This window comes from Streptomyces sp. B8-7 (genome assembly GCF_058833805.1).
This window is the reverse complement of the sequence record NZ_JBYRRL010000006.1, coordinates 532,999-556,339: the sequence shown is the minus strand read 5'-3', so window position 1 is coordinate 556,339 and position 23,341 is coordinate 532,999. Positions and strand designations below refer to the sequence as shown.

At 74.2% G+C, this 23,341-nt stretch carries 22 protein-coding genes and 1 pseudogene; 13 read left to right on the top strand and 10 right to left on the bottom strand.

What is annotated here, in order from left to right; translation table 11 throughout:
* Nucleotides 1–78 precede the first annotated feature (78 nt).
* From AC5K6T_RS30725 to mshD, 3 genes are all read right to left on the bottom strand, one after another.
* Complete coding sequence (locus AC5K6T_RS30725; protein WP_493214252.1) at nucleotides 79–1,128, bottom strand: CHAD domain-containing protein; 1,050 nt, start codon at nucleotides 1,126–1,128, stop codon at nucleotides 79–81.
* Nucleotides 1,109–3,451, bottom strand: coding sequence for an RNA degradosome polyphosphate kinase (locus AC5K6T_RS30720; protein WP_493214250.1), 2,343 nt, complete (start codon nucleotides 3,449–3,451; stop codon nucleotides 1,109–1,111). The genes AC5K6T_RS30725 and AC5K6T_RS30720 overlap by 20 nt, the downstream gene beginning before the upstream one ends.
* A 546-nt stretch (nucleotides 3,452–3,997) precedes the next feature.
* The gene (gene mshD / locus AC5K6T_RS30715) at nucleotides 3,998–4,924 is read right to left on the bottom strand and encodes a mycothiol synthase (protein WP_493214248.1); all 927 of its coding nucleotides are present in this window, start codon (nucleotides 4,922–4,924) and stop codon (nucleotides 3,998–4,000) included.
* 144 nt (nucleotides 4,925–5,068) lie between these two features.
* Here mshD and AC5K6T_RS30710 point away from each other — a divergent pair, with 144 nt between their 5' ends.
* The 3 genes and pseudogenes from AC5K6T_RS30710 to AC5K6T_RS30700 all read left to right on the top strand — a co-directional run.
* Entirely contained in the window at nucleotides 5,069–6,883 is a 1,815-nt protein-coding gene (locus AC5K6T_RS30710) for a bifunctional metallophosphatase/5'-nucleotidase (RefSeq protein ID WP_493214246.1), read from the top strand.
* 479 nt (nucleotides 6,884–7,362) lie between these two features.
* Nucleotides 7,363–7,848 (top strand): hypothetical protein, encoded by a 486-nt coding sequence (locus AC5K6T_RS30705; RefSeq protein WP_493214244.1) that lies wholly within the window; start codon nucleotides 7,363–7,365, stop codon nucleotides 7,846–7,848.
* Nucleotides 7,845–8,015 (top strand): annotated as a pseudogene (locus tag AC5K6T_RS30700) (DUF7848 domain-containing protein); the annotation flags it as partial. The gene AC5K6T_RS30705 and the pseudogene AC5K6T_RS30700, both read left to right, overlap by 4 nt.
* Before the next feature lie 70 nt (nucleotides 8,016–8,085).
* Here AC5K6T_RS30700 and AC5K6T_RS30695 read toward each other — a convergent pair.
* The 6 genes from AC5K6T_RS30695 to AC5K6T_RS30670 form a co-directional block, all read right to left on the bottom strand.
* Nucleotides 8,086–9,522, bottom strand: coding sequence for a sensor histidine kinase (locus AC5K6T_RS30695; RefSeq protein ID WP_493214242.1), 1,437 nt, complete (start codon nucleotides 9,520–9,522; stop codon nucleotides 8,086–8,088).
* Complete coding sequence (locus AC5K6T_RS30690; RefSeq protein ID WP_493214240.1) at nucleotides 9,519–10,253, bottom strand: response regulator transcription factor; 735 nt, start codon at nucleotides 10,251–10,253, stop codon at nucleotides 9,519–9,521. Before AC5K6T_RS30690 ends, AC5K6T_RS30695 begins: the two co-directional genes overlap by 4 nt.
* 54 nt (nucleotides 10,254–10,307) lie before the next feature.
* Nucleotides 10,308–10,748, bottom strand: a complete 441-nt coding sequence (locus tag AC5K6T_RS30685; RefSeq protein ID WP_493214238.1) for a hypothetical protein — start codon at nucleotides 10,746–10,748, stop codon at nucleotides 10,308–10,310.
* Nucleotides 10,749–10,795: 47 nt separating this feature from the next.
* The gene (locus tag AC5K6T_RS30680; RefSeq protein ID WP_493214236.1) at nucleotides 10,796–12,082 is read right to left on the bottom strand and encodes a S1C family serine protease; all 1,287 of its coding nucleotides are present in this window, start codon (nucleotides 12,080–12,082) and stop codon (nucleotides 10,796–10,798) included.
* Nucleotides 12,083–12,350: 268 nt separating this feature from the next.
* Nucleotides 12,351–13,373 (bottom strand): LacI family DNA-binding transcriptional regulator, encoded by a 1,023-nt coding sequence (locus tag AC5K6T_RS30675; protein WP_493214234.1) that lies wholly within the window; start codon nucleotides 13,371–13,373, stop codon nucleotides 12,351–12,353.
* Nucleotides 13,374–13,470: 97 nt separating this feature from the next.
* Entirely contained in the window at nucleotides 13,471–14,250 is a 780-nt protein-coding gene (locus tag AC5K6T_RS30670) for a response regulator transcription factor (protein ID WP_493214232.1), read from the bottom strand.
* Nucleotides 14,251–14,910: 660 nt separating this feature from the next.
* Between AC5K6T_RS30670 and AC5K6T_RS30665 the strand changes: the two genes are divergently transcribed.
* The 8 genes from AC5K6T_RS30665 (at nucleotide 14,911) to AC5K6T_RS30630 (ending at nucleotide 20,513) form a co-directional block, all read left to right on the top strand.
* Nucleotides 14,911–15,573, top strand: coding sequence for an alpha/beta hydrolase family protein (locus tag AC5K6T_RS30665; protein ID WP_493214314.1), 663 nt, complete (start codon nucleotides 14,911–14,913; stop codon nucleotides 15,571–15,573).
* Between the two features lie 39 nt (nucleotides 15,574–15,612).
* Nucleotides 15,613–15,867 carry a MoaD/ThiS family protein gene (locus AC5K6T_RS30660; protein WP_493214230.1) on the top strand — a complete coding sequence of 85 codons (255 nt, stop codon included), beginning with the start codon at nucleotides 15,613–15,615 and terminating at the stop codon, nucleotides 15,865–15,867.
* A 10-nt stretch (nucleotides 15,868–15,877) separates the two neighbouring features.
* Nucleotides 15,878–17,371 (top strand): hypothetical protein, encoded by a 1,494-nt coding sequence (locus tag AC5K6T_RS30655; RefSeq protein ID WP_493214228.1) that lies wholly within the window; start codon nucleotides 15,878–15,880, stop codon nucleotides 17,369–17,371.
* Between the two features lie 136 nt (nucleotides 17,372–17,507).
* Nucleotides 17,508–18,245 carry an LmeA family phospholipid-binding protein gene (locus tag AC5K6T_RS30650; RefSeq protein WP_493214226.1) on the top strand — a complete coding sequence of 246 codons (738 nt, stop codon included), beginning with the start codon at nucleotides 17,508–17,510 and terminating at the stop codon, nucleotides 18,243–18,245.
* 431 nt (nucleotides 18,246–18,676) lie between these two features.
* Nucleotides 18,677–18,757 carry an Ms5788A family Cys-rich leader peptide gene (locus AC5K6T_RS30645; RefSeq protein WP_351229977.1) on the top strand — a complete coding sequence of 27 codons (81 nt, stop codon included), beginning with the start codon at nucleotides 18,677–18,679 and terminating at the stop codon, nucleotides 18,755–18,757.
* 136 nt (nucleotides 18,758–18,893) lie between these two features.
* A complete protein-coding gene (locus tag AC5K6T_RS30640; protein WP_493214224.1) occupies nucleotides 18,894–19,739 on the top strand; it encodes a sulfurtransferase in 846 nt (281 codons plus the stop codon).
* A gap of 32 nt (nucleotides 19,740–19,771) precedes the next feature.
* Nucleotides 19,772–20,059, top strand: coding sequence for a DUF1416 domain-containing protein (locus AC5K6T_RS30635; protein ID WP_493214222.1), 288 nt, complete (start codon nucleotides 19,772–19,774; stop codon nucleotides 20,057–20,059).
* A 193-nt stretch (nucleotides 20,060–20,252) separates the two neighbouring features.
* On the top strand, nucleotides 20,253–20,513 hold the full coding sequence (locus AC5K6T_RS30630; protein WP_493214220.1) for a DUF3099 domain-containing protein: 261 nt from the start codon (nucleotides 20,253–20,255) through the stop codon (nucleotides 20,511–20,513).
* 213 nt (nucleotides 20,514–20,726) lie between these two features.
* On the opposite strand, the gene AC5K6T_RS30625 is transcribed toward AC5K6T_RS30630, so the two are convergent.
* On the bottom strand, nucleotides 20,727–21,089 hold the full coding sequence (locus tag AC5K6T_RS30625) for a DsrE family protein (RefSeq protein ID WP_493214218.1): 363 nt from the start codon (nucleotides 21,087–21,089) through the stop codon (nucleotides 20,727–20,729).
* A gap of 193 nt (nucleotides 21,090–21,282) precedes the next feature.
* Between AC5K6T_RS30625 and AC5K6T_RS30620 the strand changes: the two genes are divergently transcribed.
* Nucleotides 21,283–21,999, top strand: a complete 717-nt coding sequence (locus tag AC5K6T_RS30620; RefSeq protein ID WP_493214216.1) for a hypothetical protein — start codon at nucleotides 21,283–21,285, stop codon at nucleotides 21,997–21,999.
* Complete coding sequence (locus tag AC5K6T_RS30615) at nucleotides 21,996–23,123, top strand: hypothetical protein (protein ID WP_493214214.1); 1,128 nt, start codon at nucleotides 21,996–21,998, stop codon at nucleotides 23,121–23,123. The genes AC5K6T_RS30620 and AC5K6T_RS30615 overlap by 4 nt, the downstream gene beginning before the upstream one ends.
* Nucleotides 23,124–23,341: the final 218 nt, after the last annotated feature.

The window sequence follows — 23,341 nt, the reverse complement described above, 5'->3', positions numbered from 1 at the left end:
CGGGTCGTTCCGGCTTGTTCCGCGTGGTTCCGGTGTGCCGGCTCGTGCCCGGGCCGGCCGTCGTCGCCCGGGTGCGTGTCAGGGGGTGCCCGCCGGCAGCTGCCGCCAGGCCTGCTGGAACGCGAAGCGCGCCGCCTCCACCTCGTGGCGCTGGTCCGCGTGCAGCACGCCCAGCGCGTACGCCGTGGCCGGGGCGATGCGCGGAGTGCGTGCCGCCTGGGCCGCGGCGGCGGCCGCCTCGGAGGCGTCCCGGTGCCGGTTCAGCGCCTGCCCCGCGGCCAGCAGCGGCGCGTCGGCCGGGGCATCCGGACCGTGCAGCACCTCCAGGGCGTAGCGGTGCAGGCGCAGCAGCAGGCGCACCTGGTGCCAGGGGCCGTCCTGGGGGTGCGGGGCCGGGTCCGGGGACAGGCCGTGGACCAGGGCCTCCGCGTTGTACGGGTGGCCCGCGGTGACCAGCGGCAGGGCGGCGACGGCGTCCGCGAGGCGCTCCTCGGCGGCCGCGGCGAGCGGCCCGAGGCGGGCCTCGGCGGCGGCCGGGGCGAGCGGCACCTCGCTGGCGAGTACGGCGACCTTGTCGGCGACCGCGTGGAAGCGGCTGCTGCCGAGGGCCTGCAGGGCGGTGGAGTGCGCGCGGGTACGGGCCAGGGTCAGCTGCCGGTCGAGCAGGGCGCCCGCCTTGGCCGCGCCCACGGTGAGGTTGCCGCGCTCCGGGACCGGCGGGGCGCCGCCCGGGATGCCGCCGGGCGCGCCCGGCTGGGCGGGCACCGGTGCCGAGCCGGACAGCCGGTGCAGGGCCGCCAGCAGCCGGTCCAGCCGGGCCGTGCAGGCGTGCTCGGCCGCGAGCGTGCCGGACAGCCAGGCCAGCTCGGGCCGCATGCCCTCCGACCAGTCCGTGTCCAGCCGGGGACGGTAGGTGTGCAGGCTGCCGCTGATGCGGCGGGCCGACCGGCGCAGGGCGCGCGCCGCTCCGACGGACTCCCGCGAGCCGCTGGCGCCGGCGCCGGTCTCCCGGTGCTGGCGCAGGGCGCGCAGGAACTCCGTGGCCTGGGACCGGAGGTAGTCCGCGAGGGCCTCTCCGGTCACCGGCCGGGCCAGCGGGTCCGTCGGTTCAAGGTGTTGCTGTGCCACGCCGGCGCCTCCGGGCGTCTATGAGCATCTCCTGGACGTTCCTCAGCGGCTGGCCCTCGGCGTCCGTCGCGTGCCGCGTCCACTCGCCGTCCGGGCCCAGGTGCCAGGAGGCGGTGGTGTCGGACATGCCGGTCTCCAGCAGCCGGTTCAGCGCGGCGCGGTGGGCCGGGTCGACGACCCTGACCAGGGCCTCGATACGGCGGTCGAGGTTGCGGTGCATCATGTCGGCGCTGCCGATCCACACCTCCGGCTCGCCGCCGTTGCCGAAGGCGAAGATCCGCGAGTGCTCCAGGAAACGGCCGAGCACGGAGCGGACCCGGATGTTCTCCGACAGGCCGGCGACGCCGGGGCGCAGCGCGCAGATGCCGCGCACCCACACGTCGACGGGCACGTCCGCCTGCGCCGCGCGGTACAGGGCGTCGATGACCGCTTCGTCGACCATCGAGTTGACCTTGATGCGGACGTACGCGGGGCGTCCGGCACGGTGGTGCTGGACCTCCTTGTTGATCCGCGAGACCAGACCGTCGCGCAGCGACTTGGGGGCGACCAGGAGACGGCGGTAGGTCTCCCGGCGCGAGTAGCCCGACAGCCGGTTGAACAGGTCCGACAGGTCCGCGCCGACCTGCGGGTCGGCGGTGAGCAGTCCGAGGTCCTCGTAGAGGCGGGCGGTCTTGGGGTGGTAGTTGCCGGTGCCGACGTGGCTGTAGCGGCGCAGGGTGTCGCCCTCCTGGCGCACCACCAGGGAGAGCTTGCAGTGGGTCTTCAGGCCGACCAGGCCGTAGACCACGTGGCAGCCGGCCTCCTCCAGCTTGCGGGCCCACTTGATGTTGGCGTGCTCGTCGAAGCGGGCCTTGATCTCGACCAGCACCAGCACCTGCTTGCCGGCCTCGGCGGCGTCGATCAGGGCGTTCACGATGGGCGAGTCGCCGGAGGTGCGGTACAGGGTCTGCTTGATCGCCAGGACGTCGGGGTCCTCGGCCGCCTGCTCCAGGAAGGACTGCACCGAGGTGGAGAAGGAGTCGTAGGGGTGGTGCAGCAGGACGTCCCGGCTGCGCAGCGCGGCGAAGATGTCCGGCGGGGAGGCCGACTCCACCTCGGCGAGGTCGCGGTGGGTGCCCGCGATGAACTTGGGGTACTTCAGCTCCGGCCGGTCCAGGCCGTGGATGCGGAACAGGCCGGTCAGGTCGAGCGGGCCGGGCAGCGGGTAGACCTCGGCCTCGCTTATCTTCAGCTCGCGCACCAGCAGGTCCAGGACCTCGCGGTCGATGGACTCCTCGACCTCCAGGCGCACCGGCGGCCCGAAGCGGCGCCGCATGAGTTCCTTCTCCAGGGCCTGGAGGAGGTTCTCGGTGTCGTCCTCCTCGACCTCCAGGTCCTCGTTGCGGGTGATGCGGAAGGCGTGGTGCTCCAGCACCTCCATGCCCGGGAAGAGCTCTTCGAGGTGGGCGGCGATGACGTCCTCGATGGGGACGTAGCGCCCGGGGCTGGACTCCAGGAAGCGGGACAGCAGCGGCGGCACCTTCACGCGGGCGAAGTGCTTGTGCCCGCTGACCGGGTTGCGCACGACGACGGCCAGGTTCAGCGACAGGCCGGAGATGTAGGGGAAGGGGTGCGCCGGGTCGACCGCCAGCGGGGTCAGCACGGGGAAGATCTGGTGCCTGAACAGGGTGAACAGGCGGGCCTGCTCCTTCTCGGTCAGCTCGCTCCAGCGGACGAGGTGGATGCCCTCCTCCGCGAGTCCGGGGGCGACGTCCTCGTGGAAGCAGGCGGCGTGCCGGGCCATGAGCTCGCGGGAGCGGGCCCAGATCATCTCCAGCACCTGGGCGGGCTGGAGGCCGGAGGCGGAGCGGGTGGCGACCCCGGTGGCGATACGGCGCTTCAGGCCGGCCACCCGGACCATGAAGAACTCGTCGAGGTTGCTCGCGAAGATCGCCAGGAAGTTCGCCCGCTCCAGGAGCGGGGTGTTCGGATCCTCGGCGAGCTCCAGAACCCGTTCGTTGAACGCGAGCCAGCTGCGTTCCCGGTCCAGGAACCGGCCCTGCGGCAGCTTGACCCCGTCCTCCTGCGTGTCCTCGTACGCGTCGAGGTCCGCGTCGAGGTCGGGTTCCAGGTCGGAGACCGCCGCCGCCACGGTGTGCGGGCGGTGGGCGGCTATGGAGCCCACGGAGGGCTGTGCGTGCTGGACCTCTGCCTGGGCGTTCTGCTGACTCATGGACCCATTCTTCCGCGCGAGGAGCGATACGGGCGCGTCGGAAGGCGCGGGCGGGAGCGTGGGGGCGTCCGTCGCGGGCGGCGGCGGGGGCTCGGGCACGGCGGGGTTCATTGGCCGAGCGTCGCAAGACCGTCTGAACCAATGGTTACGGCGACATGGCGTACGGGCTAGCGGGGAACGGATCGCGGACGTCCATGTGCCTGCCCCGCCCCTCCGGGGTACCCCCGTTCGGCGCAGCGGCGCCGGGCCCGGCACCTGCGCGGCCCCCGTCGCGGAGGGCCGCGGGGGCCGCGCCGGCGCCGGGGCGGGGCCGCCCGGTGGAGCCGGCCGGGGGCGGCCGGGCGGGGGCCGGGCGGGGCTTTCCGGCCGGGCGGCTTTCCGACCGGGCGGCGCCGAGCGCCCTCCGTCACGGACGGTGAGGCGCGGGTGCCCTCGGTGAGCGGTCCGGCGCCGCGGGGCCGCACGGGCTCACGTCCGGGGCCGGTGCGGGCGGGCTCGTGCTGGCCAGGGGGTGCTCCCCGGCCGGGGTGGGCCGGCTCACGTCCCGGTCCGGTCCGTCAGGTCCCGGTCCGGTCCGTCAGGTCCCGGTCCGGTCTGTCACGTCCCGGTCTGGTCTGTCACGTCTCGGTCCGGTCCGTCAGGTCCCGGTCGGGTCCGTCACGTCTCGGTGCGGTACATGAGGTCCGTCTCGTGGGTGGCGAAGCCCAGCCCCTCGTACACGGCCACCGCCGCCTTGTTGTCGGCGTCGACGTAGAGCATGGCCGTGGGCATCCCCTGGGCCCTGAGATGGTTCAGGCCGATCGTGGTGAGGGCCTTGCCCAGGCCGCCGCCCTGCGCGGCGGGCGAGACCCCGACGACGTACACCTCTCCGAGCTGCTCCTCGGCGTGCACCTTCGTCCAGTGGAAGCCGACCAGCTCCTCGCCGCGCAGGGCGAGGAAGAAGCCGGCCGGGTCGAACCAGGGCTCGGCCTTGCGGTCGTCGAGGTCGCGCTGGGTGAGCGAGCCCTGCTCGGGATGGTGGGCGAAGGCCGCGGCGTTCACGGCGAGCCAGGCGGCGTCGTCCTCGCCCGGGACGAACGTACGGACCGTCACCCCCTGCGGCAGCACCGGCTCGGGCAGCTCCAGGCCCTCCAAGGGGCGGCGCATCTGGCGCAGTTCGCGGAACAGGGTCAGGCCCAGCACCTGGGCGAGGTGACGGGCGGCCGGGTGCCCGCCGTGCGCCCACACCCGCAGCCGCTTGCCGGAGGCGGCGAGCAGTGCCGAGCCGAGCGCCCGGCCGTGTCCGTGCCCGCGGTGCGCGGGGTGCACGACCAGTTCGGCGGCCGGTGCCTCCACCGGGTCGGTGTCCTCCAACTGGGCGTAGCCCACCAGTTCACCGCCGAGGGAGAGCAGCAGGTGGGCCACGCCCTGGCGCGCCCCGCCGCGCAGCTGGAGCCGGCCCTGCTCGGACACGGCCTGCTGGCCGTCGTTGCGGGCGGCGTCGGCGAGCAGGGCGAGTACGGCGTCGGTCTGCTCCGCGTCGAGCGCGGCGAGGGTCTCGATGGAGCGGGAGTGGCCGGGCCGGGCGAAGTCGTCGCTGGTCATGCATACGAGGGTAAAGGCCCGCTGACGGGAGGACCGGCAAAGGGAAACCCAGATGTAACCATGAACCCCCTGTCGCGCTACGCGCGTTGACTCTAGGCTGCGCCGGGACCGAGCCATACCGTCACATGCACCGCAGGGGGCCGCATGCCTACCACATCCCAGCCGCACCGCCGCAGACGCCGTACGCACCGGCTGCTCGCGGCGGCCGCCGGAATCGCGACCGTCGGCGCGCTCGCCGCGGCGCTGCCCGGCACCGCCAGCGCCCAGCCGGCGAAGCACCACGGCAAGCACCACCACCACGGCCGCTACCAGGACGTGCAACTGCTGTCCTTCAACGACCTGCACGGCAACCTGGAGCCGCCGGCCGGCTCCTCCGGCCGGGTCACGGAGGTGCAGCCGGACGGCACCACCAAGACCATCGACGGTGTCGGCGGGATCGAGTACCTGGCCACGCACCTGCGCCAGGCCCGCAAGGGCAACCGGTACTCCGTCACCGCGGCCGCCGGCGACATGGTCGGGGCCTCCCCGCTCATCTCCGGCCTGTTCCACGACGAGCCGACCATCGAGGCGCTGAACAAGCTGGACCTCGACGTCACCTCCGTGGGCAACCACGAGTTCGACGAGGGCGCCCGGGAGCTGGCCCGCCTGCAGAAGGGCGGCTGCCACCCGGTCGACGGCTGCTTCAGGGACAAGAAGTTCAAGGGCGCCGACTTCCCCTACCTCGCCGCGAACGTCGTCGACGAGAAGACCGGCAAGCCGATCCTCAAGCCGTACTTCGTGTGGAAGAAGAAGGGCGTCAAGATCGGCTTCATCGGGGTGACCCTGGAGGGCACGCCGGGCATCGTCTCCGCCGACGGCATCAAGGGCCTCGCGTTCAAGGACGAGGTCGAGACGATCAACAAGTACGCCAAGGAGCTCCAGCGCAAGGGCGTCAAGTCCATCGTCGCGCTGCTCCACGAGGGCGGTATGCCCGCCTCCTCGTCGTACAACTACGACTGCGACTCGCCGGGTGCGGGCGACGGCGTCTCCGGCCCGATCGTCGACATCGCGAAGAACATCTCGCCGACGGTCGACGCACTGGTCACCGGCCACACCCACCAGGCGTACGTGTGCACCATCCCCGACCCGTCGGGCAAGCCCCGCATGGTGACGTCCGCGGCGTCCTTCGGCCGCCTCTACACGGACACCACCCTGACCTACGACCGCCGCACGGGTGACATCGTGCGCACCGCGGTGGAGTCGGCGAACCACGTCGTCACCCGGGACGTCCCCAAGGCGCCCGACATGACGCGGCTGATCACCAAGTGGAACACCCTGGCGGCGCCCGTCGGCAACCGCGCGATCGGCTACATATCCGAGGACATCGTCAAGGACGGCACCGAGTCCCCGCTCGGCGACCTCATCGCCGACGCCCAGCTCGCCCACGGCAAGGAGCTGGACGCGGACACCGACCTGGCGCTGATGAACCCCGGCGGCATCCGCGCGCCCCTGACCTACGCGGCCAAGGGCAGCGAGGGCGACGGCGTCGTCACCTTCGCCGAGGGCTTCACCGTGCAGCCGTTCGCCAACACGGTCAACCTGAAGAACTTCACCGGCGCCCAGCTGATCCAGGTCCTCAAGGAGCAGGTCAGCGGCGTCAACGAGGCCTCCCCGAAGATCCTCCAGATCTCCTCCGGCCTCACCTACACGCTGGACCTGACCAAGTCCGGCGCCGACCGGGTGGTCGCCTCGTCCGTCAAGCTCAACGGTGAGCCCATCGACCCGGCCGCCACCTACCGCGTCGCGCACAACAGCTTCCTCGCGGGCGGCGGCGACGGCTTCCCGACCCTCGCCCAGGGCACCGGCGAACTCGTCGGCGGCGACGACCTCGCGGCCCTGGAGAAGTACCTCCTCGCCCACTCCAGCCCCGCCGCGCCGCTCGCCGCCCCGGCGGCGGACCGCATCACGGTCGTCCGGTAACCCTGGCACGGCCCTCCCGAGGGGCCCGGCGGGCACGGCTTTCCCGTGTCCGCCGGGCCCTTCGCGTGTGACCGGCCGGTGTGTCCCGGTTCGGTGTCCGTTCTGATCCCGGGTCACTCCGGATCTCCGGTGCGTCCGCCTGCCCGGCCCTACCATCGAGGGGTAGCCGCCTGAGCAGACGCACGGGGGGGCGTGACCGACTGGGCCGATCTGACGAACGGCAAGCGTCTCAAGCACCTTCGGGGTTCGGACCTGACGCAGCAGGGGCTGGCGGATGCCTCGGGGCTGTCCCTCGCCCGGGGTCATCGGCAAGCGTCTCGCGCAGGTGTCGACGGCGCGGGTGCGGAGGATCGGGGAAGTGATCGGCGTGCCCCTGATCGCCTGAGCCCTACGGAGCGTACGAGCGCGTTTCCGTCGACCCCGGCCGATCGTACGCCTCGTCTCTTCACCCCGGGCGACCGTGCGGGCACGGTTGATGCATGGTCGGCATGGAGAACGGACAGGGGCGGGGACGGACCCGGGTCCGTCGTACCGAAGGTGAGCGCAGGCGCCGTCAGGGCCTGGCGGACGCGGCGGCGGGCGTCGCACCGGACGAGCCCGGCGCCCCGGACGGGGACACGCGGATCGAGCGGTTCCGCTGCGTGATCCACCTCTGCGGTGCCCCGCAGACGGACATCGCGGTGCCCCGGCGGGAGTGCACGGACTACGCCGAGGCGTTCGGATGGGACGTCACGGACGTGATCGAGGAACGCGTGGGCCTGCTGCCGCCGCAGGGGCGGGCCGGGCCGGCGCGGGCCGTCGGGCACGTCGAGCGCGGTGAGGCCGGTGCGGTGCTCACGGCATGGCGCTCGATGATCTCCTCCGTTCTGCGGGAGTACGACGAGGTGGCGCGGGAGATCGAGCGGGCCGGGGGATTCCTGCACGTCCGGGACACGGCGCCGGTCGCGCGGGGGGAGGCGCGGTGACCCGGCGGGTGTTCCGGTACGTGCCGTTCACCATCGAGCAGGACCGGACGGCGGAGCCGGAGTACGAGGCCCGGTGCGTGTCGGGCGACGAGGCCGAGTGCGGGGCGGAGTCCGGCACGTGCCGCGGCCCGGCGCCCGTGGAGGAGTGGCAGCGCAGGCACACCCAGAACCGACCCGGACGGGCCGGGCCGCGCGTGGCGATGACGGCGGTCCGGCAGCTGATGCGGCAGGCCCCGGTCAGGCGGGGGCGGGGGTGTCCGGGGGCGGTGTGGGGGCTCCGGGGAGGCGGAGGGTGGCGACGGTGCCGCCTCCGTCCGCCGGGGCGAGGGACACCGCGCCGCCCGCCTGCTGCACCGTGCGGGCCACGATGGACAGGCCGAGGCCGGAACCGGGCAGGGCGCGGGCGCTCGGGGAGCGCCAGAAGCGGTCGAAGACGTGGGGGAGTTCGTCGGCGGGCATGCCGGGGCCGTGGTCGCGGACGGTGAGCGTGCCCTGGTGCAGGGCGACCTCGATCGTGCCGCCCTCGGGGCTGAACTTGACCGCGTTGTCCAGGACGTTGACCACGGCGCGTTCCAGCGCGGACGGCTCCGCGCGGACGTACCAGGGCTCCAGCCGCGCCATGATCGTCAGTTCCGGGCCGCGCAGCCGGGCCCGGCGCAGCGCCGCCTCCACCGTGTCCAGCAGGGGGACCACCTGGACCCGCTCGCCCCGCTGGCTGTCCGCCCGGGACAGTTCCTGCAGGTCGCCGATGAGCGCCGCCAGTTCCGTCATCTGCGCCTTCACCGACGCCAGCAGGGCCTTGCGGTCCGCGGCCGGGAGGGGACGGCCCGTCTCCTCGCTGCGGGCGAGGAGCTCGATGTTGGTGCGCAGGGAGGTGAGGGGGGTGCGCAGTTCGTGGCCCGCGTCGGCGATCAGCTGCTGCTGGAGGTCCCGGGAACCGGCCAGCGCCGTCGTCATCGAGTTGAAGGACCGCGACAGCCGCGCGATCTCGTCCTCGTCCCCTTCGCCGACCGGGATGCGGACCGTGAGGTCCTCCGTCCTGGCCACGTGTTCCACGGCCTCCGTCAGCTTGTCCACGGGGCGCAGCCCCGCCCGTGCCACCGCCAGGCCGGCCGCGCCGGCCCCGATCACACCGGCGCCGGAGACCACCAGGAGGATCCAGGCCAGGGAGTTCAGCGGCTCGGTGACGTCCTCCAGGGGCTTGGCGACGGACACCGCTACGCCCTGCTGGACCTGGCGGGTGCTGCGGTCGATGACCGGGCGGGTGTAGACGCGCACGGCGGTGCCGTCGGCGGTCCGCCCGGAGTGCAGGGCGGTCTCGACGTCACCGTCGGCGACGGCGAGGTCGGCCGCCTGCACGCGGACCTCCTCGACACCCGGATTGGTGCAGGTGGCGCCGTCGGAGTAGAGGATGGTGACGATGGGGGAGTTCGGCGGCTGGGCGAGCGCCCGCGGGTCCTCCTGGCGGCAGTTGGCCAGCATGCTGTTCAGCAGGAGGCCGGACACGTCCTCGCTGCGCAGTTGTTCGTCGGTCTGCTGGTACAGCTGGTCCTTCACCAGGAACCAGCACGTCACCGACACGGCCGCCACCGCGAAGGCCACCGCCGCCGCGACCAGGAGGGCGAGCCGGGAGCGCAGCGGCAGGGAGCGCAGTCGCCGGAGCGCCTTGTTCACTCGGTGCCGCCCTGCCGGAGCACGTAGCCGACGCCGCGGACGGTGTGGACGAGGCGCGGCTCGCCGCCGGCCTCCGTCTTGCGACGCAGGTACATGACGTAGACGTCCAGGGAGTTGGACGTCGGCTCGAAGTCGAAGCCCCAGACCGCCTTGAGGATCTGTTCGCGGGTGAGGACCTGGCGCGGGTGCGCCATGAACATCTCCAGCAGGGTGAACTCGGTGCGGGTCAGTTCGACCCGGCGGCCGCCGCGGGTCACCTCGCGGGTCGCGAGGTCCATCCGCAGGTCCGCGAAGGCCAGTGCCTCGTCCTGGGGCGCCGCGGCGCCCGTCGCGGCCGCGTAGGTGCTGCGGCGCAGCAGGGCGCGGATCCGGGCGAACAGCTCGTCCAGTTCGAACGGCTTGACGAGGTAGTCGTCCGCCCCCGCGTCCAGGCCGGTGACGCGGTCGCCCACCGTGTCACGGGCCGTGAGCATGAGGATCGGGGTGGTGTCCCCGGCGCCGCGGATGCGGCGGGCGGCGGTGAGGCCGTCCATGCGGGGCATCTGGATGTCGAGGACGACCAGGTCCGGGTGGTAGGCCGTCGCCTTGTCCAGCGCGTCGATGCCGTCGACGGCGACCTCGGTGTCGTAGCCCTCGAAGGCGAGGCTGCGCTGGAGCGCCTCGCGTACCGCGGGCTCGTCGTCGACGATGAGGATGCGCTGGGGGTCGCGGTCGCCTTCGGCGGGGCTCATGGGCGTCGGGTTCCTCTGGTTCTTCGGGGCGGGGGTGCGGTGCCGGTCCGTCTCTCAGCCTCGCACGTTCCGCGCCGCGCGGCGGCGGCCCGCGGCCCGGCGGCCGGAGCGGTTCCGTCCGTCGGCCACCTCGGGTGCCCGTGCCGTCGGCGGGTGCACGGCGCGGGCGACGGCCAGGGCCAGGCCGAGCCCCGCGGGGCCGGTGCCGAGGGGGCCGTGCGGCACCCGCTCGATCACGATCCGCCTGAGCACGCCCCGGTCGTCGTCCGGGGCGCCCGTCGCCTCTGTGGTGCCCGTCGCCTCCGTGGTGCCCGTCGTCTCTGTGGTGCCCGTCGCCTCCGTGGTGCCCCTCGCCTCCGGGGCGCCCGCCGCGCTCGTCGCAGTGGCCGTGTCCGGCGCGCCCGTCGCAGCGGCCGTGTCCGTGGCGCCCGTCGCATGCGTCGTGTCCTGCGCGTCCGGCGTGCCGGCCGCGTCCGTGGTCTTCGTCTCGTCCATCGCGTTCTCCTTGCCCTCGGCCTCTGTCGGTCCGTCCGGCCCGCGGGTCAGTTCATGGAGCCCGCGCGCAGGGCGTCGAGGTCGGCCTTCACCGTGTTGACCGGGATGGCGAAGCCGAGGCCGACGCTGCCCGCGTCCGCGGAGGACGAGGCGCCGGACGAGTACATCGCCGAGTTGATGCCGATGATGTTGCCGTTCATGTCGATCAGGGCGCCGCCGGAGTTGCCGGGGTTGAGGGAGGCGTCCGTCTGGATGGCCTGGTAGGTGGTGGTGGACGAGCCGGTGTCGCCGTTGAACTCGCGGCCGCCGAACTCGAACGGCCAGCCGCCGCCGCGCTGCTGTTGCTGCTGCCCCTCCTCGGTGGAGACGGTGACGTCGCGGTCGAGGGCGGAGACGATGCCGCTGGTGACGGTGCCGGTCAGGCCCTCGGGGGAGCCGATCGCGACGACCTGGTCGCCGACCTGGAGGCCGTCGGAGTCGCCCAGGGTGGCCGCCTTCAGGCCGGAGGCGTCGTCCAGCTTGATCAGGGCCAGGTCCTTGCTGCTGTCGGTGCCGACGACCTGGGCGGAGTACCGCGTGCCGTCGCTGGTGGTCACCTCGACCTGCGAGGCGCCCGCGATGACGTGGTTGTTGGTGATGATCTCGCCGTCAGCGGTGATGATCACGCCCGCTCCGGTGGAGGAGCCCGCGTTCCCCTTCGCGTTGATCTCCACGATGCTCGGGGTGACCGCCTCGGCGACCCCGGCGACCGTGCCCTTCTGGCTGGAGGGCACGACGTTGGTGCTGGTGGAGCTGGTGGCGGCGGTGCCGGAGCTACCGGTCAGCTCCTGGATGCCGTAGGCGGTGCCGCCGCCGACGGCGGCCGCGACGACGGCGACCGCGACGAGCAGGCCGGCCGGACCGCGGTGCCGTCGGCGCCGCTTCGGCTCGGGGGCGACCGCACCGGCCGGCGGCTCGTGCGGCGGCTCCTGCGGCGGGCCGTAGGAGCCGCCGTGGCGCGGACCGGCCGAGGGCTCGTGCGCGGGCTGCCCCTGCGGGGTTCCGTACCGGGGCTCGTACGGCGGGGGCGGCCACTCCGGGTTCACCGCGGTGACCGGGTCCGAGGGGGCCGCGTCCGCGGCGTGGGCCGCCTGGGCCGCGTCCGCCGCCGGGGGAGCGGCGGGCCTCGGGGGCACCGGGTGGGGGTGGCCCGCCGGGGCGGGCGCCGGGGGCTGCGCGCCGCCCTGGTACGGGTGCGGGGCCCGGTCTCCGGACCGGTACGGGGTCTGCTCCGCGCCGCCCTGGTACGTGTGCTCGTGCTCGCCGCTTCGGCGGTTGCTCTCGGTCATGTTCATGAGCCTGCCGCCCGACCATGAGAGCTCCCTGAGCGCTGTCTGAGAAGCCCGGCAGAACCTCGTATGCCCGATATAAAGGCCCAGGTGCCCAGGTGCCCAGGTGCCCAGGTGCCCAGGTGCCCAGGTGCCCAGGTGTCCAGGTGAAGGCCGGGCGGTCGGCCCACGGGCCGCGGTGCGGCGCCCTGACGGGGGGGCGGGGAGCTGCGCGGGCGGCCGCGACGGCCTGCGGGGCGGCCGGGGCCCTCCCGCGGTGCCGCGGGCGGAGCGCCTACGCGCAGCCGCAGGAGCGCCGGGTCATCAGCTGCGACGGGAAGGTCTTCAGGCGCTCCCGGCGGGAGCCCGCCACCCGCAGCCCGTCGTCGAGAACCAGGTCGACGGCGGTACGGGCCATCGCCGAGCGGTCCGAGGCGACCGTGGTGAGCGGCGGGTCGGCCAGCGCCGCCTCCTTGATGTCGTCGAAGCCGGCCACCGCCAGCTCGCCGGGGACGTCGATGCGCAGTTCGCGGGCCGCGCGCAGCAGGCCGATCGCCTGGTCGTCGGTGGAGCAGAAGACCGCGGGCGGGCGGTCGGGCCCGGAGAGGACGTCCAGCGCGATCCGGTAGGCGTCGTAGCGGTTGTACGGCGCCTCGAACAGGCGGCCCTCGGTGGACAGGCCCGCTGCGGTCATGGCGCGCTTCCAGCCCTCGACGTGGTCGGAGACCGGGTCGCCGACGGCCGGGGTCTCCGCGGTGCCGCCCATACAGGCGACGTACGCGTGGCCGTGGTCCAGCAGATGGCGGACGGCGAGCTCGGCGCCGCCCAGGTCGTCGGTGACGACGGCCACGTCGTCGATGGACTCCGGCCGCTCGTGCAGCAGCACCACGCGCGCGTCCCAGGCCTCGATCTCGGCGGCGGCCAGGTCGTTCAGCGCGTGGGAGACGAGGATCAGGCCGGACACCCGCATGCCGAGGAAGGCGCGCAGGTAGTGCACCTCGCGCTCGCCGACGTAGTCGGTGTTGCCGACCAGGACCATCTTTCCGCGCTCGGAGGCGGCCTGCTCGACCGCGTGCGCCATCTCCCCGAAGAAGGGCTGGCGGGCGTCGGGGATGATCAGGCCTATGAGGTCGGTGCGGCGGGAGGCCATCGCCTGCGCCACCCGGTCGGGCCGGTAGCCCAGCTCCTTGATCGCGGCGAGGACACGCTCGCGGGTGGCCGGGGCGACCGGCCGGGGTCCGTTGTTGATGACGTAGCTGACGACGGCGGTCGAGGTACCCGCCAGCCGTGCCACATCATCCCGAGTCACCTTGGCCACGCGCGGAGTCTACGCGGATGGAACGCCTCTGGGCAGGGCGGAAAGGAGTGCGGCCGGGCGCCGGCTGTGCGCGCGCGACGCCCCGGCCGTGCGTCCCTCATGCGTCCGCCGCGGCCTCGGCGGCGCCCACGGCGGCCGATTCGTCTGCATCCTCCGCCTTTGGGCGGGCGGCCTTGGCCTTCGCCTCGTCGGCCGCGCGGTCGACTTTTTCGGGAGTAACGAATCGATAACCGACGTTCCGGACGGTTCCGATCAGCGACTCGTGCTCGGGGCCGAGCTTCGCCCGCAGCCGCCGTACGTGCACGTCCACCGTCCGGGTGCCGCCGAAGTAGTCGTACCCCCAGACCTCCTGGAGCAGCTGGGCGCGGGTGAAGACCCGCCCGGGGTGCTGGGCCAGGTACTTCAGCAGTTCGAACTCCTTGAAGGTCAGGTCCAGGACCCGGCCCTTGAGCTTGGCGGAGTAGGTGGCCTCGTCGACCGACAGATCGCCGTTGCGGATCTCCATGGGGGAGTCGTCGTTGACGATCTGCTGCCGGCCCATCGCGAGCCGCAGCCGGGCCTCGACCTCGGCCGGGCCCGCCGTGTCGAGCAGGACGTCGTCGATGCCCCAGTCGGCGGTGACGGCGGCCAGGCCGCCCTCGGTGACCACCAGCAGCAGCGGGCAGCCGGGGCCGGTGGAGCGCAGCAGCTGGCACAGGCTGCGCACCTGGGGGAGGTCGCGGCGGCCGTCGACGAGGATCACGTCGGCGCCCGGGGTGTCGACGAGTGCGGGCCCCTCGGCCGGGGCGACCCGCACGTTGTGCAGGAGCAGGCCGAGCGCGGGCAGCACCTCCGTCGACGGCTGGAGGGCGTTGGTCAGGAGCAGCAGAGAACTCATGCGTCTGGTTCCTCCTCGGTCCCTGCGAGGACGTGTGCGGTACAGAACTGCTCTGCGATCCCGGGGCCCCGTACACCTGCGGTCACCTGGGGTTTCCCGCTTCGTATACAACGCTTCCGAAAGCACAAAAGGACCCGGGGGCTACGCTGCCCGAGTCCTCTGCCCAGCAGAATAGCCGACATGAACAACGGTCCGGCAGGTCATGTGGCACGTTCCACCGTTCGTCCGTATGCCGAGACAAACAGACGCGCACCATTGCGGACGTTTCTGCACACGGCCGACGGCGTCCCGATCGATTCCGTATACGAACCGCCCTCACTCGTATACAACCCGTCCCGGGGGCCGGGCGACACCTCCGCGCCATCCGCCGTCGGCCGGGTGTTCGCCCCCGGCCGGGGGCCCACCGACGCCCTCGGGTCCGCCGGTGACCCGTCGGCCGGCGGCCGTGCGCCTGCCGGTGGTCTTGCGCCCGCCGACGGCCGGGTGCCCGCGGGTGGTCTCGCGCCTGACGGCGCCCCGGACTTCTCCGGTGCCCCGGTGAACGGCGCCGGCCCGGTGCGCGCGGCCCGGCCGGCGTCCGCCGCGTCCGCCGCGTCCGCCGCGTCCGCCGCGTCCGCCGCGGCCGGCGGGCCGGCCGGTGCCCCGGCCGCCGCCGTCCCCGTGTTCGTCGTCGCGCACGGATTCACCGGTGCCGCGGACCGGCCGCACGTGCGCCGCGTGGCGGCCGCGCTCGGCCGGTACGGCGCCGTCGTCACCTTCTCCTTCCGCGGCCACGGCCGCTCCGGCGGGCGCTCCACGGTCGGCGACCGGGAGGTCCTCGACCTGGCGGCCGCGGTCGCCTGGGCCCGCGGCCACGGGCACCCGCGCGTGGTCACCGTCGGCTTCTCCATGGGCGGCTCGGTCGTGCTCCGGCACGCCGCGCTGCGGCCGGGCGAGGCGGACGCCGTCGTCTCCGTCAGCGCGCCCGCCCGCTGGTTCTACCGGGGCACCGCCCCGATGCGCCGGGTGCACTGGCTGGTCACCCGCCCGGAGGGCCGCCTCGTCGCCCGCTACGGGCTCCGCACCCGCATCCACGGCCGGGACTGGGACCCCGTACCGCTGTCCCCGGTGGAGGCGGTACCGCGGATCGCGCCCACGCCGCTGCTCGTCGTGCACGGCGACCGCGACGGCTACTTCCCCCTCGACCACCCGCGCATGCTGGCCGCCGCGGCGGGCGCGCACGGCGAGCTGTGGCTGGAGCCCGGCATGGGCCACGCCGAACACGCCGCCGACGGGGCACTGCTGGCCCGCATCGGTGACTGGGCGGTCTCCCGGGCGGGCTAGCCTGGCCCTGTTCACTGCCGAACCCACGTGAGGGACGAGATGCCACAGGTCACGGTCCGCTACTGGGCCGCAGCCAAGGCCGCGGCCGGCGTCGCCGACGAGCCGGTCGAGGCCGCGACGCTCGCCGAGGCGCTCGACGCGGCGCGCGAGCGGCACCCCGGTGAGCTCCCGCGCGTACTGCTGCGCTGCTCGTTCCTCGTCGACGGCGACCCCGTCGGAACCCGCGCGCACGACACGGTACGGCTGGCCCAGGGCGGCACGGTCGAGGTGCTCCCGCCGTTCGCAGGAGGGTGACCGTTCACCGATGAGCAACCAGCCGTACCAGCCGTACGACCCGTTCGCCCGGCAGCCGTACGACCCGCCGTCCGGGACGCCTCACGGGACCCACCGAGGGACCCACCGCGGGCCCTACGACGGCCCGGGCGCGGACCGGCCGCAGCCGGCCGGGCAGGAGCCCGGGGGCGGCCACCCGGCGCCGCGGCAGGAGTGGCCCGGCTCCGAGGACCCCCAGTACACGCAGCAGTGGCAGGGGCAGACCTGGGAGACCCAGGCCCAGCCGCCGGTGACCGCGCCGAGCACCACCGAGACCGCGTACCTGCCGCCTCAGCAGGACCCGCACCCCGGGGCGGCACACCCCGGGGCGGCACACCCCGGCGCGACCGCTCCCGGCCGTCCCGGTCACGCCGCGCGGCCCGCGCACGCCCAGGCCGCGTACGGCGGCTCCGCGGCCTACGGTGCGTCCGCGTCCTACGGCGGCGGCGACGCCCGGGGCCGCCACGGCGCCCCCGACGGCCTCGGCGCCCCCCGCGCCCCCGACGGCCTCGGCGCCCCCCGCGCCCACGACGCCCCGCAGGCGGGCCCGGCGGCCCACGGCGGCCCCGCCCCCGCCCCGGCCCCCGCCCCGTCCGGGACCGCGGGGACTGCCGGGCACCCGCAGGGCGGGCACCCGCAGGGCGGGCAGGCCGCGGGGAGCGCCGGAGCCGCAGCCGGCAACGCCGCCGACGGGCCCTCCTACGGCCCCGCCACGCTCGCCGGGAACTCCAGGGTCACCGACGCCCAGCGGGCCCGTCTGGAGGGCCGCTCGCCGGTCATCGAACCGGGCATGCAGCCCGCCGCGCTCACCGCCCTGCTCGCCCTGCTGCTGTCGGGCGCCGCGGCCGTCGGGTCGTACGCGCTGCTCGTGCCGCTCGTGGTGCTGCAGGCGCTCACCGCCGCGGGCTGGTTCCGGCTGAACGGGATGTGGCCGGCCCGGCAGGGCATCGCGCTGGCCTTCGCCGGTGCGGTGACCGCCGACGCGGCGCTGGTGGCGGCCGGCCGGGGCAACGCGCCCGCGGCCCTGCTCGGCACCCTCGGGGTGTGGGTGCTGCTGGTGCTCGTGCTCCAGCTGCGGTCGCACGCCGACCCGGACGAGCGGATGTACGGCCTGATGGCGACCGTCGTGTCGGCGGCGCTCGCGATCCTCGCGGCCGGGTTCCTGGCCGCCGAGCCGGACGCGGCGGTGATCGGCGCGGCGGCCGTCGCGGTGGCCCTGCCGGCTCGCGTGCTGCCGCTGCCGACGCCCGCCTCCGCGGTCGTCTCGCTGCTCGCGGCGGCCGGTGCGGGCATCGCGGCCGGCGGGATGACCGGGGTCGGTGCCCGGGGTGCCCTCATCGGGGCCGTCGCGGCGGCGTGCGCGCTGATCGGCCACCGGGTCGCGAGCTACGACTACCCCTCGCGGTTCGTGCACTTCACCGCCGGAGTGGCGCTGCCGCTGGCGGCCGCCGCCCCCGTGCTGTGGGTGCTGGGCCGGGGCCTGTAGGGGCCGTCGGCGCCGCTTCGGGCCTCCCGGCCCGCTCCCGGCCCGCTCCGTCACAGGTGCTCGACAAGGTCGCGGGTCCGTCACCCCGGAGAGTTACGGTGACAGGCGACCGGACCGATCACCTAGGTGGGGGAACATGCGCGCACTGCGAACCATTCTGATCGTCGTGGTGGTCCTGGGCGGCGTCTTCGTGGCCGCCGACCGCATCGCCGTGCACTTCGCCGAGGGTGAGGCCGCGGACCGGCTGCGGACCGGTGAGGGACTCGCGCGGACGCCCGACGTCTCCATCCGGGGCTTCCCGTTCCTGACACAGGTGGCGGGCGGTGAGCTCGACGACGTCGAGGTCGGCATAGCGGACTACCAGGCCGCCACCGGCGACGGCGCCGAGACGATCCGCATCGACGACCTGAAGGCGCACATGAAGGGTGTCCGGTTCTCGGGCGACTACAGCTCCGCCACCGCCACGTCCGCCACCGGCACGGCGGCGATCGGCTACGACGAGCTGCTCAAGACCGCCAAGTCCGAGCCCACCCAGGTCGCCCCCGGCGTCACCGCACAGGTCGTCGGCCTCTCCTACGGCGGCGACGGCAAGATCGAGGTCGCGGTGGAGGCGTCGGTGCTCGGCGCGAAACTGCCCAAGCCGCTGACGGTGCTCAGCACGGTCGAGGTCGACGGCGACAGCGTGCGGGTGAAGGCGGGCTCGCTGCCCCGGTTCGGCGGGGTGACCGTCGCCGAGGACCGGGTGCGCGAGATCACCGACTTCGACCAGGTGATCCGGCAACTGCCGGGCGGGATCACGCTGGACAAGGTGGAGGCGACGTCGGACGGTGTGCGCATCTCGGTGCGCGGCTCGGATGTCAGCCTCGCCGGGTAGGCACTCCGCCGCAGGTACCGCCGCGGGTGCCACCGCAGGACGACGCGGGGCGCACGCGGGACGACGCCGGGCGCCGCAGGACGCCGCGGGACGACGCCGGGCGCCGCGGGACCACGCAGGACGTGCGACGGTGCAGGACGCCGGGCCGGCCGCGGTGGCGTCGTCGTGGCCGGCCGTGCGCTTCCCCCCTTCGGCGGCCGGCCGGAGGGCCGTGCCGGGCCCCGCGCCGCCCGGGTCGTGCCCGCCCTAGGACACTTGTCCGAGGGGCGAGACGACCTGGTCCGTACCGTAGATACCTGAGGCCGGTCCACCGTCCGGAAGCCCTGCGGCGCCTGCCCCGAACCGCCCTCCGTCCCGAAGTCCGGACGATCGCGTCTCATCATGTGACACACCGGTGACATGGCCCGCTGTCCGTCCCTACGATCGGGCACATGAAGCGACAGGCGGATCTCACGAAGCGGCGGGCAGTAGACCTGTGCCGCGTCGCCGCCATGCTCTGTCGCCCTGTCTGATGCGGCCCGGCACCGCCGGCCGCGTTCCCCCACCGCCCTGCCCCAGGGCATCCGTGCGCGCCGCCGCGTACCCGCCCGGCCGCGCACCCCGCCTTCACGCACACCCCCGCCGCATCTGCCCCGGAGGAGAACGAGCATGAGCCGCAGCGACGTCCTGGTCGACGCCGACTGGCTGCAGGAGAACCTGGAGGACCCGACGGTCGCCGTCGTCGAGGTCGACGAGGACACCTCCGCCTACGAGAAGAACCACATCAAGAACGCCATCCGGATCGACTGGACCAAGGACCTCCAGGACCCGGTCCGCCGTGACTTCATCGACCAGGAGGGCTTCGAGAAGCTCCTGTCGGAGAAGGGCATCGCCAACGACCACACGGTGGTCCTCTACGGCGGCAACAACAACTGGTTCGCCTCGTACGCGTACTGGTACTTCAAGCTCTACGGCCACGAGAACGTCAAGCTTCTCGACGGCGGCCGCAAGAAGTGGGAGCTGGACGCCCGCGAGCTGGTCGACGGCACCGAGGTGCCCGCCCGCCCGGCGACCGACTACCAGGCCAAGCCGCAGGACACCTCCATCCGCGCCTTCCGCGACGACGTCGTCGCCGCGATCGGCTCGCAGAACCTCGTCGACGTGCGCTCGCCCGACGAGTTCTCCGGCAAGCTGCTCGCCCCCGCGCACCTGCCGCAGGAGCAGTCCCAGCGTCCGGGCCACGTCCCCAGCGCCCGCAACATCCCGTGGTCCAAGAACGCCAACGACGACGGCACCTTCAAGTCGGACGACGAGCTCAAGGCCCTCTACGCCGACGAGAACGTCGACCTGGCCAAGGACACCATCGCCTACTGCCGCATCGGCGAGCGCTCCGCGCTGACCTGGTTCGTGCTGCACGAGCTGCTCGGTGTGGAGAACGTCAAGAACTACGACGGCTCCTGGACCGAGTACGGCTCCCTCGTCGGCGTGCCGATCGAGCTCGGCGCCAACAAGTAAGACCCCGACCTTTACCCCTCAAGGAGTCCAACATGTGCGGTGCGAAGGCCGGCGGCCCCGACGCCTCGACGATCAAGCCCGGTGAGACCACCATCCAGGGCCAGGTGACCCGCGACGGCGAGCCGGTGCAGGGCTACGTGCGCCTGCTCGACTCGACCGGCGAGTTCACCGCGGAGGTCCCCACCTCCGCCACGGGCCAGTTCCGCTTCTACGCGGCCGAGGGCACCTGGACCGTGCGCGCGCTCGTCCCCGGCGCCAGCGCCGACCGTACGGTCGTCGCCCAGGACGGCGGCCTCGCGGAGGTCGCGATCGCCGTCTGACGGCCGGTCGCCGTCGGCGCCCGACGGCACCCGGACACCGGAGGGCCGCATCCCGCGGGTTGGACGCCTGGGACGCGGCCCTCCGGCATGCCCGCACCGGGCTCCGCGGGGACGGCGACGGGCGGCGCCCCGGTGCGCGCCCGGACCCGGCGGCGACGCGGCCCGCCGCCGTCCGCGGACCTACCCTGGAGTCATGTACGCACGGCGACGGCACGTGTACTTCGCCATGATGGGCACCTGCCTGACGCTCTTCGTCCTGGCCTGGGGCGTCGTACGGCTGTGGTCCGTCCCGGTGGCCGTCGGGATGTGCGTGGTCGCCATGGTGATCCCGCCCGTCGCCGCGATGATCGCCAACCGGCGCGGCCCCGAGGACCGCTGGTGGGACGACCCGTCCGGCGACCCCGAGTCCGACGAGTGGTGGGACGAACTCGACGGCCGGAAGCGCCCCCGCTGAGCGCTCCGCGGCAGGCGCCGCGGCAGGGCGCCGGGCTGCCGCAGCGAACGTGGCCGGCCGCCCGGCTCCCCGCCTTCGACGGGGCGCGCTGCCGAACCGCAGCGCGCGTCGCCCGGCCCGCTCCGGTCCCGCCGCGCGCGCCCGCCCGTGGCCGGGGGCCGCTCCCCCGGCCGTACGGGCGGAGGCGTCACGCCGGCCGGCCGCCCGGCGGCGTCAGTAGACGAGCGCCTGGGTGTCGTCGGCCAGCGCCTCCTGCACGAACACCTGCGCGCCCGCGATCCGGACGCCGTCCAGGACGTCCTTCTCGGTGATCTCCCGGCGGGCCGCGCACTGCGTGCACAGCGTGACCCGGCCGCCCGCGAGGAGCGAGTCGAGCAGGTCCGGCAGCGGCGCCGCGTGCGGAAGCTCGAACTCCGCGGCCCGGCCCGGCAGCGCGAACCACGCCGACTCCCCGGTCAGCCACAGCGACACGTCCACCCCGCTCGCCACGGCCACCGCCGCGACCGTGAACGCCTGGGAACACCGCTCGGGCGCGTCCGCCCCGGCCGTCACCTTGATCACAAGCTTCTTCGCCATGGCCGAATCGTAATCAACACCCGTACAACTTCGTGCATCGACCACGAGTCTCCTGGCGCGGAACCAACACCTGTGACTCGCGTTCCGAGGGGGGACGTTGTGGATGATGCCTGAAGTCGCTGAAGTCGCTGAAGCCGTGGAAGCCGACGAAGCCGTGACAGCCGTGACAGCCGTGACAGCCGTGGAAGAAGCAGTGAAGCCGCCACGGAGACGGTGGGGGCGTACCGTCGCGCTCATCGCCGGGGCCGCGGTGCTCGGCCTCGTCGCCGGCACCTGCACCGGCTATCTCGTGCAGACCGGCCGCGCGCCGGAGAAGCTGCCGCCGCTGAACCAGACCGCACTGGGCCGGGCGAAGGGCCCGGGGCCCGAGCCGCTGTCCGCACAGCGGGACCACCAGGTCCTCGCCGACGGCGACCTGCGGGAACTGCTGCTGCGCAAGCCGCTCGGGGCGAAGAGGGTGATCTGGGCGCCGTCCGAGCCGGACTGGATCGACCTGGCGGACTACGCGGACAACTACAACGACCCTGCGTACAAGTTCAAGGAGCTGGTCTCCGACGAGTTCCGCCGGGCCGCGGTCGTCGGCTGGGACACCGGGACGTACCAGGTGACCGTCCTCCTGGTGCAGTTCCACCAGGTGGACTCCGTCGCGGCCGCCGACTCCGTCCGCAACCTCCAGGAGTACGCGGACCAGGCTTCCGACACCGACAGCTGGCGCATCCCCGGCACCGGGAACGGCTGGGCCTACGTCCACAACCGCCCCCGCAGGGATCCGGGATACGAGCCGCTGTACTCCGCCGAGGCGCACGCCTGGCGCGGGGACATCGCGGTGGAGGTCTGGGTCGCCGGACAGCGGGCGGTCACCAAGAAGACGGTCATGGAACTGGCCGAGCGGCAGATGGAGCGGCTGTGAGCGGGAGCGAGACGCCGGAGCGCGACGTGCACGGGACGCCGGCGCCCGGCGGGAACATGCCGCCGACGGGCGAGGACGGGAGCCCGGCCTCGGGCGACGGGGCCGCGGTCCAGGACACCCCCGCGGAGGGCACGCCCGGTACGGGCACCGACGCGGCCGGGTCCGCCCGGACGGCCGAGGGCGCGGACCCGGCCGCAGGGAGTGAGAGCGGGCACGCCGTGGCGGCCGCGGCCGTCGCAGGCGGCGCCGCCGGTCCGTCCGGCCCGGACACCGGCGAGCCCGAGGGGCCGTCCGGCCCGGACGCCACCGGGTCCGAGGGGCTGTCCGGGACGCCGGGAGCGCCGCCCGCGGACCCCCGGCGCAGGACCGCGCGGCGCCGCCGGGTCGCCGCGGCCGCCGCCTCCGCGGTGCTCGCGGGCGCGCTGATCGCCACGGTCTCCGTGACCGCCGTCGCGGTGCGCGACGCCGACCGGTCGGCCGGCGCCCCCCTCTGGAAGTTCCCCAAGCCGGCCGAGGAGAAGACGGCGGAGCCCGAGGCCGCCGGCGGCCTCGCCGGCATGCTCGTCCCCTACGGCACCCGCGGGTACGTGCCCGGCCCCGACATCGGCGAGTACGGCCCGGACGAGCAGTTCAGCGGCAAGGAGGCCGTCGAGCTGTTCAAGCGCTCCTACGCGTTCCTGCCCCGTTCCGCCCGGAAGGCGGCGGAGGAGCGGCTCGACCGGCTGGGCATCAAGGGCCATGCCCAGCGCAGCTACTTCAGCCGTGACGTCCGCGGCCAGTGGGCGCAGGGCGCGTCCCAGGTGACCGTGACCCTGACCCGGTCCGACGACAAGGCCATGCTCCAGGGGATGAAGGGCATGGTGCGCGCCCTGTCCGACCTGCACGAGGTCGAGGGGCCGCGGATCAAGGGGTACAAGGACGCCGCGTGCCTGCGCTCGGACCTGGGCGATGAGGACGCCGACGCGGACGAGCAGACCGTCGAATCGCTGGTCTGCCTCGCCGTGGTCGGAGACGTCATGGCCGCAGTCGTCGAGAACGGCGTCACTCCGCTCGACACCGACGAGTTCACCCGGTTCGTACGCAGCCAGCTCGACCGGATCACCGCACCCGGGAAGGCGATATGAGCGAGCAGAGCACGGACACGCGGCAGACCGCCTCCGGCGACGCGCAGCGGGCCACCCCCGCGGAGCCGAGCACGGTGACACCGCCGGCCGCCGCGTCCCCGGCCGCCGCGCCGCAGCCGCCCGTCGCACCGTCCACCGCGTCCCGGCCGGACGCCGGGCCCGAGCCGTCCGGTACCGCCGGGCCGTCCGGTACCGCCGGGCCGTCCGGCGCCGCCGGG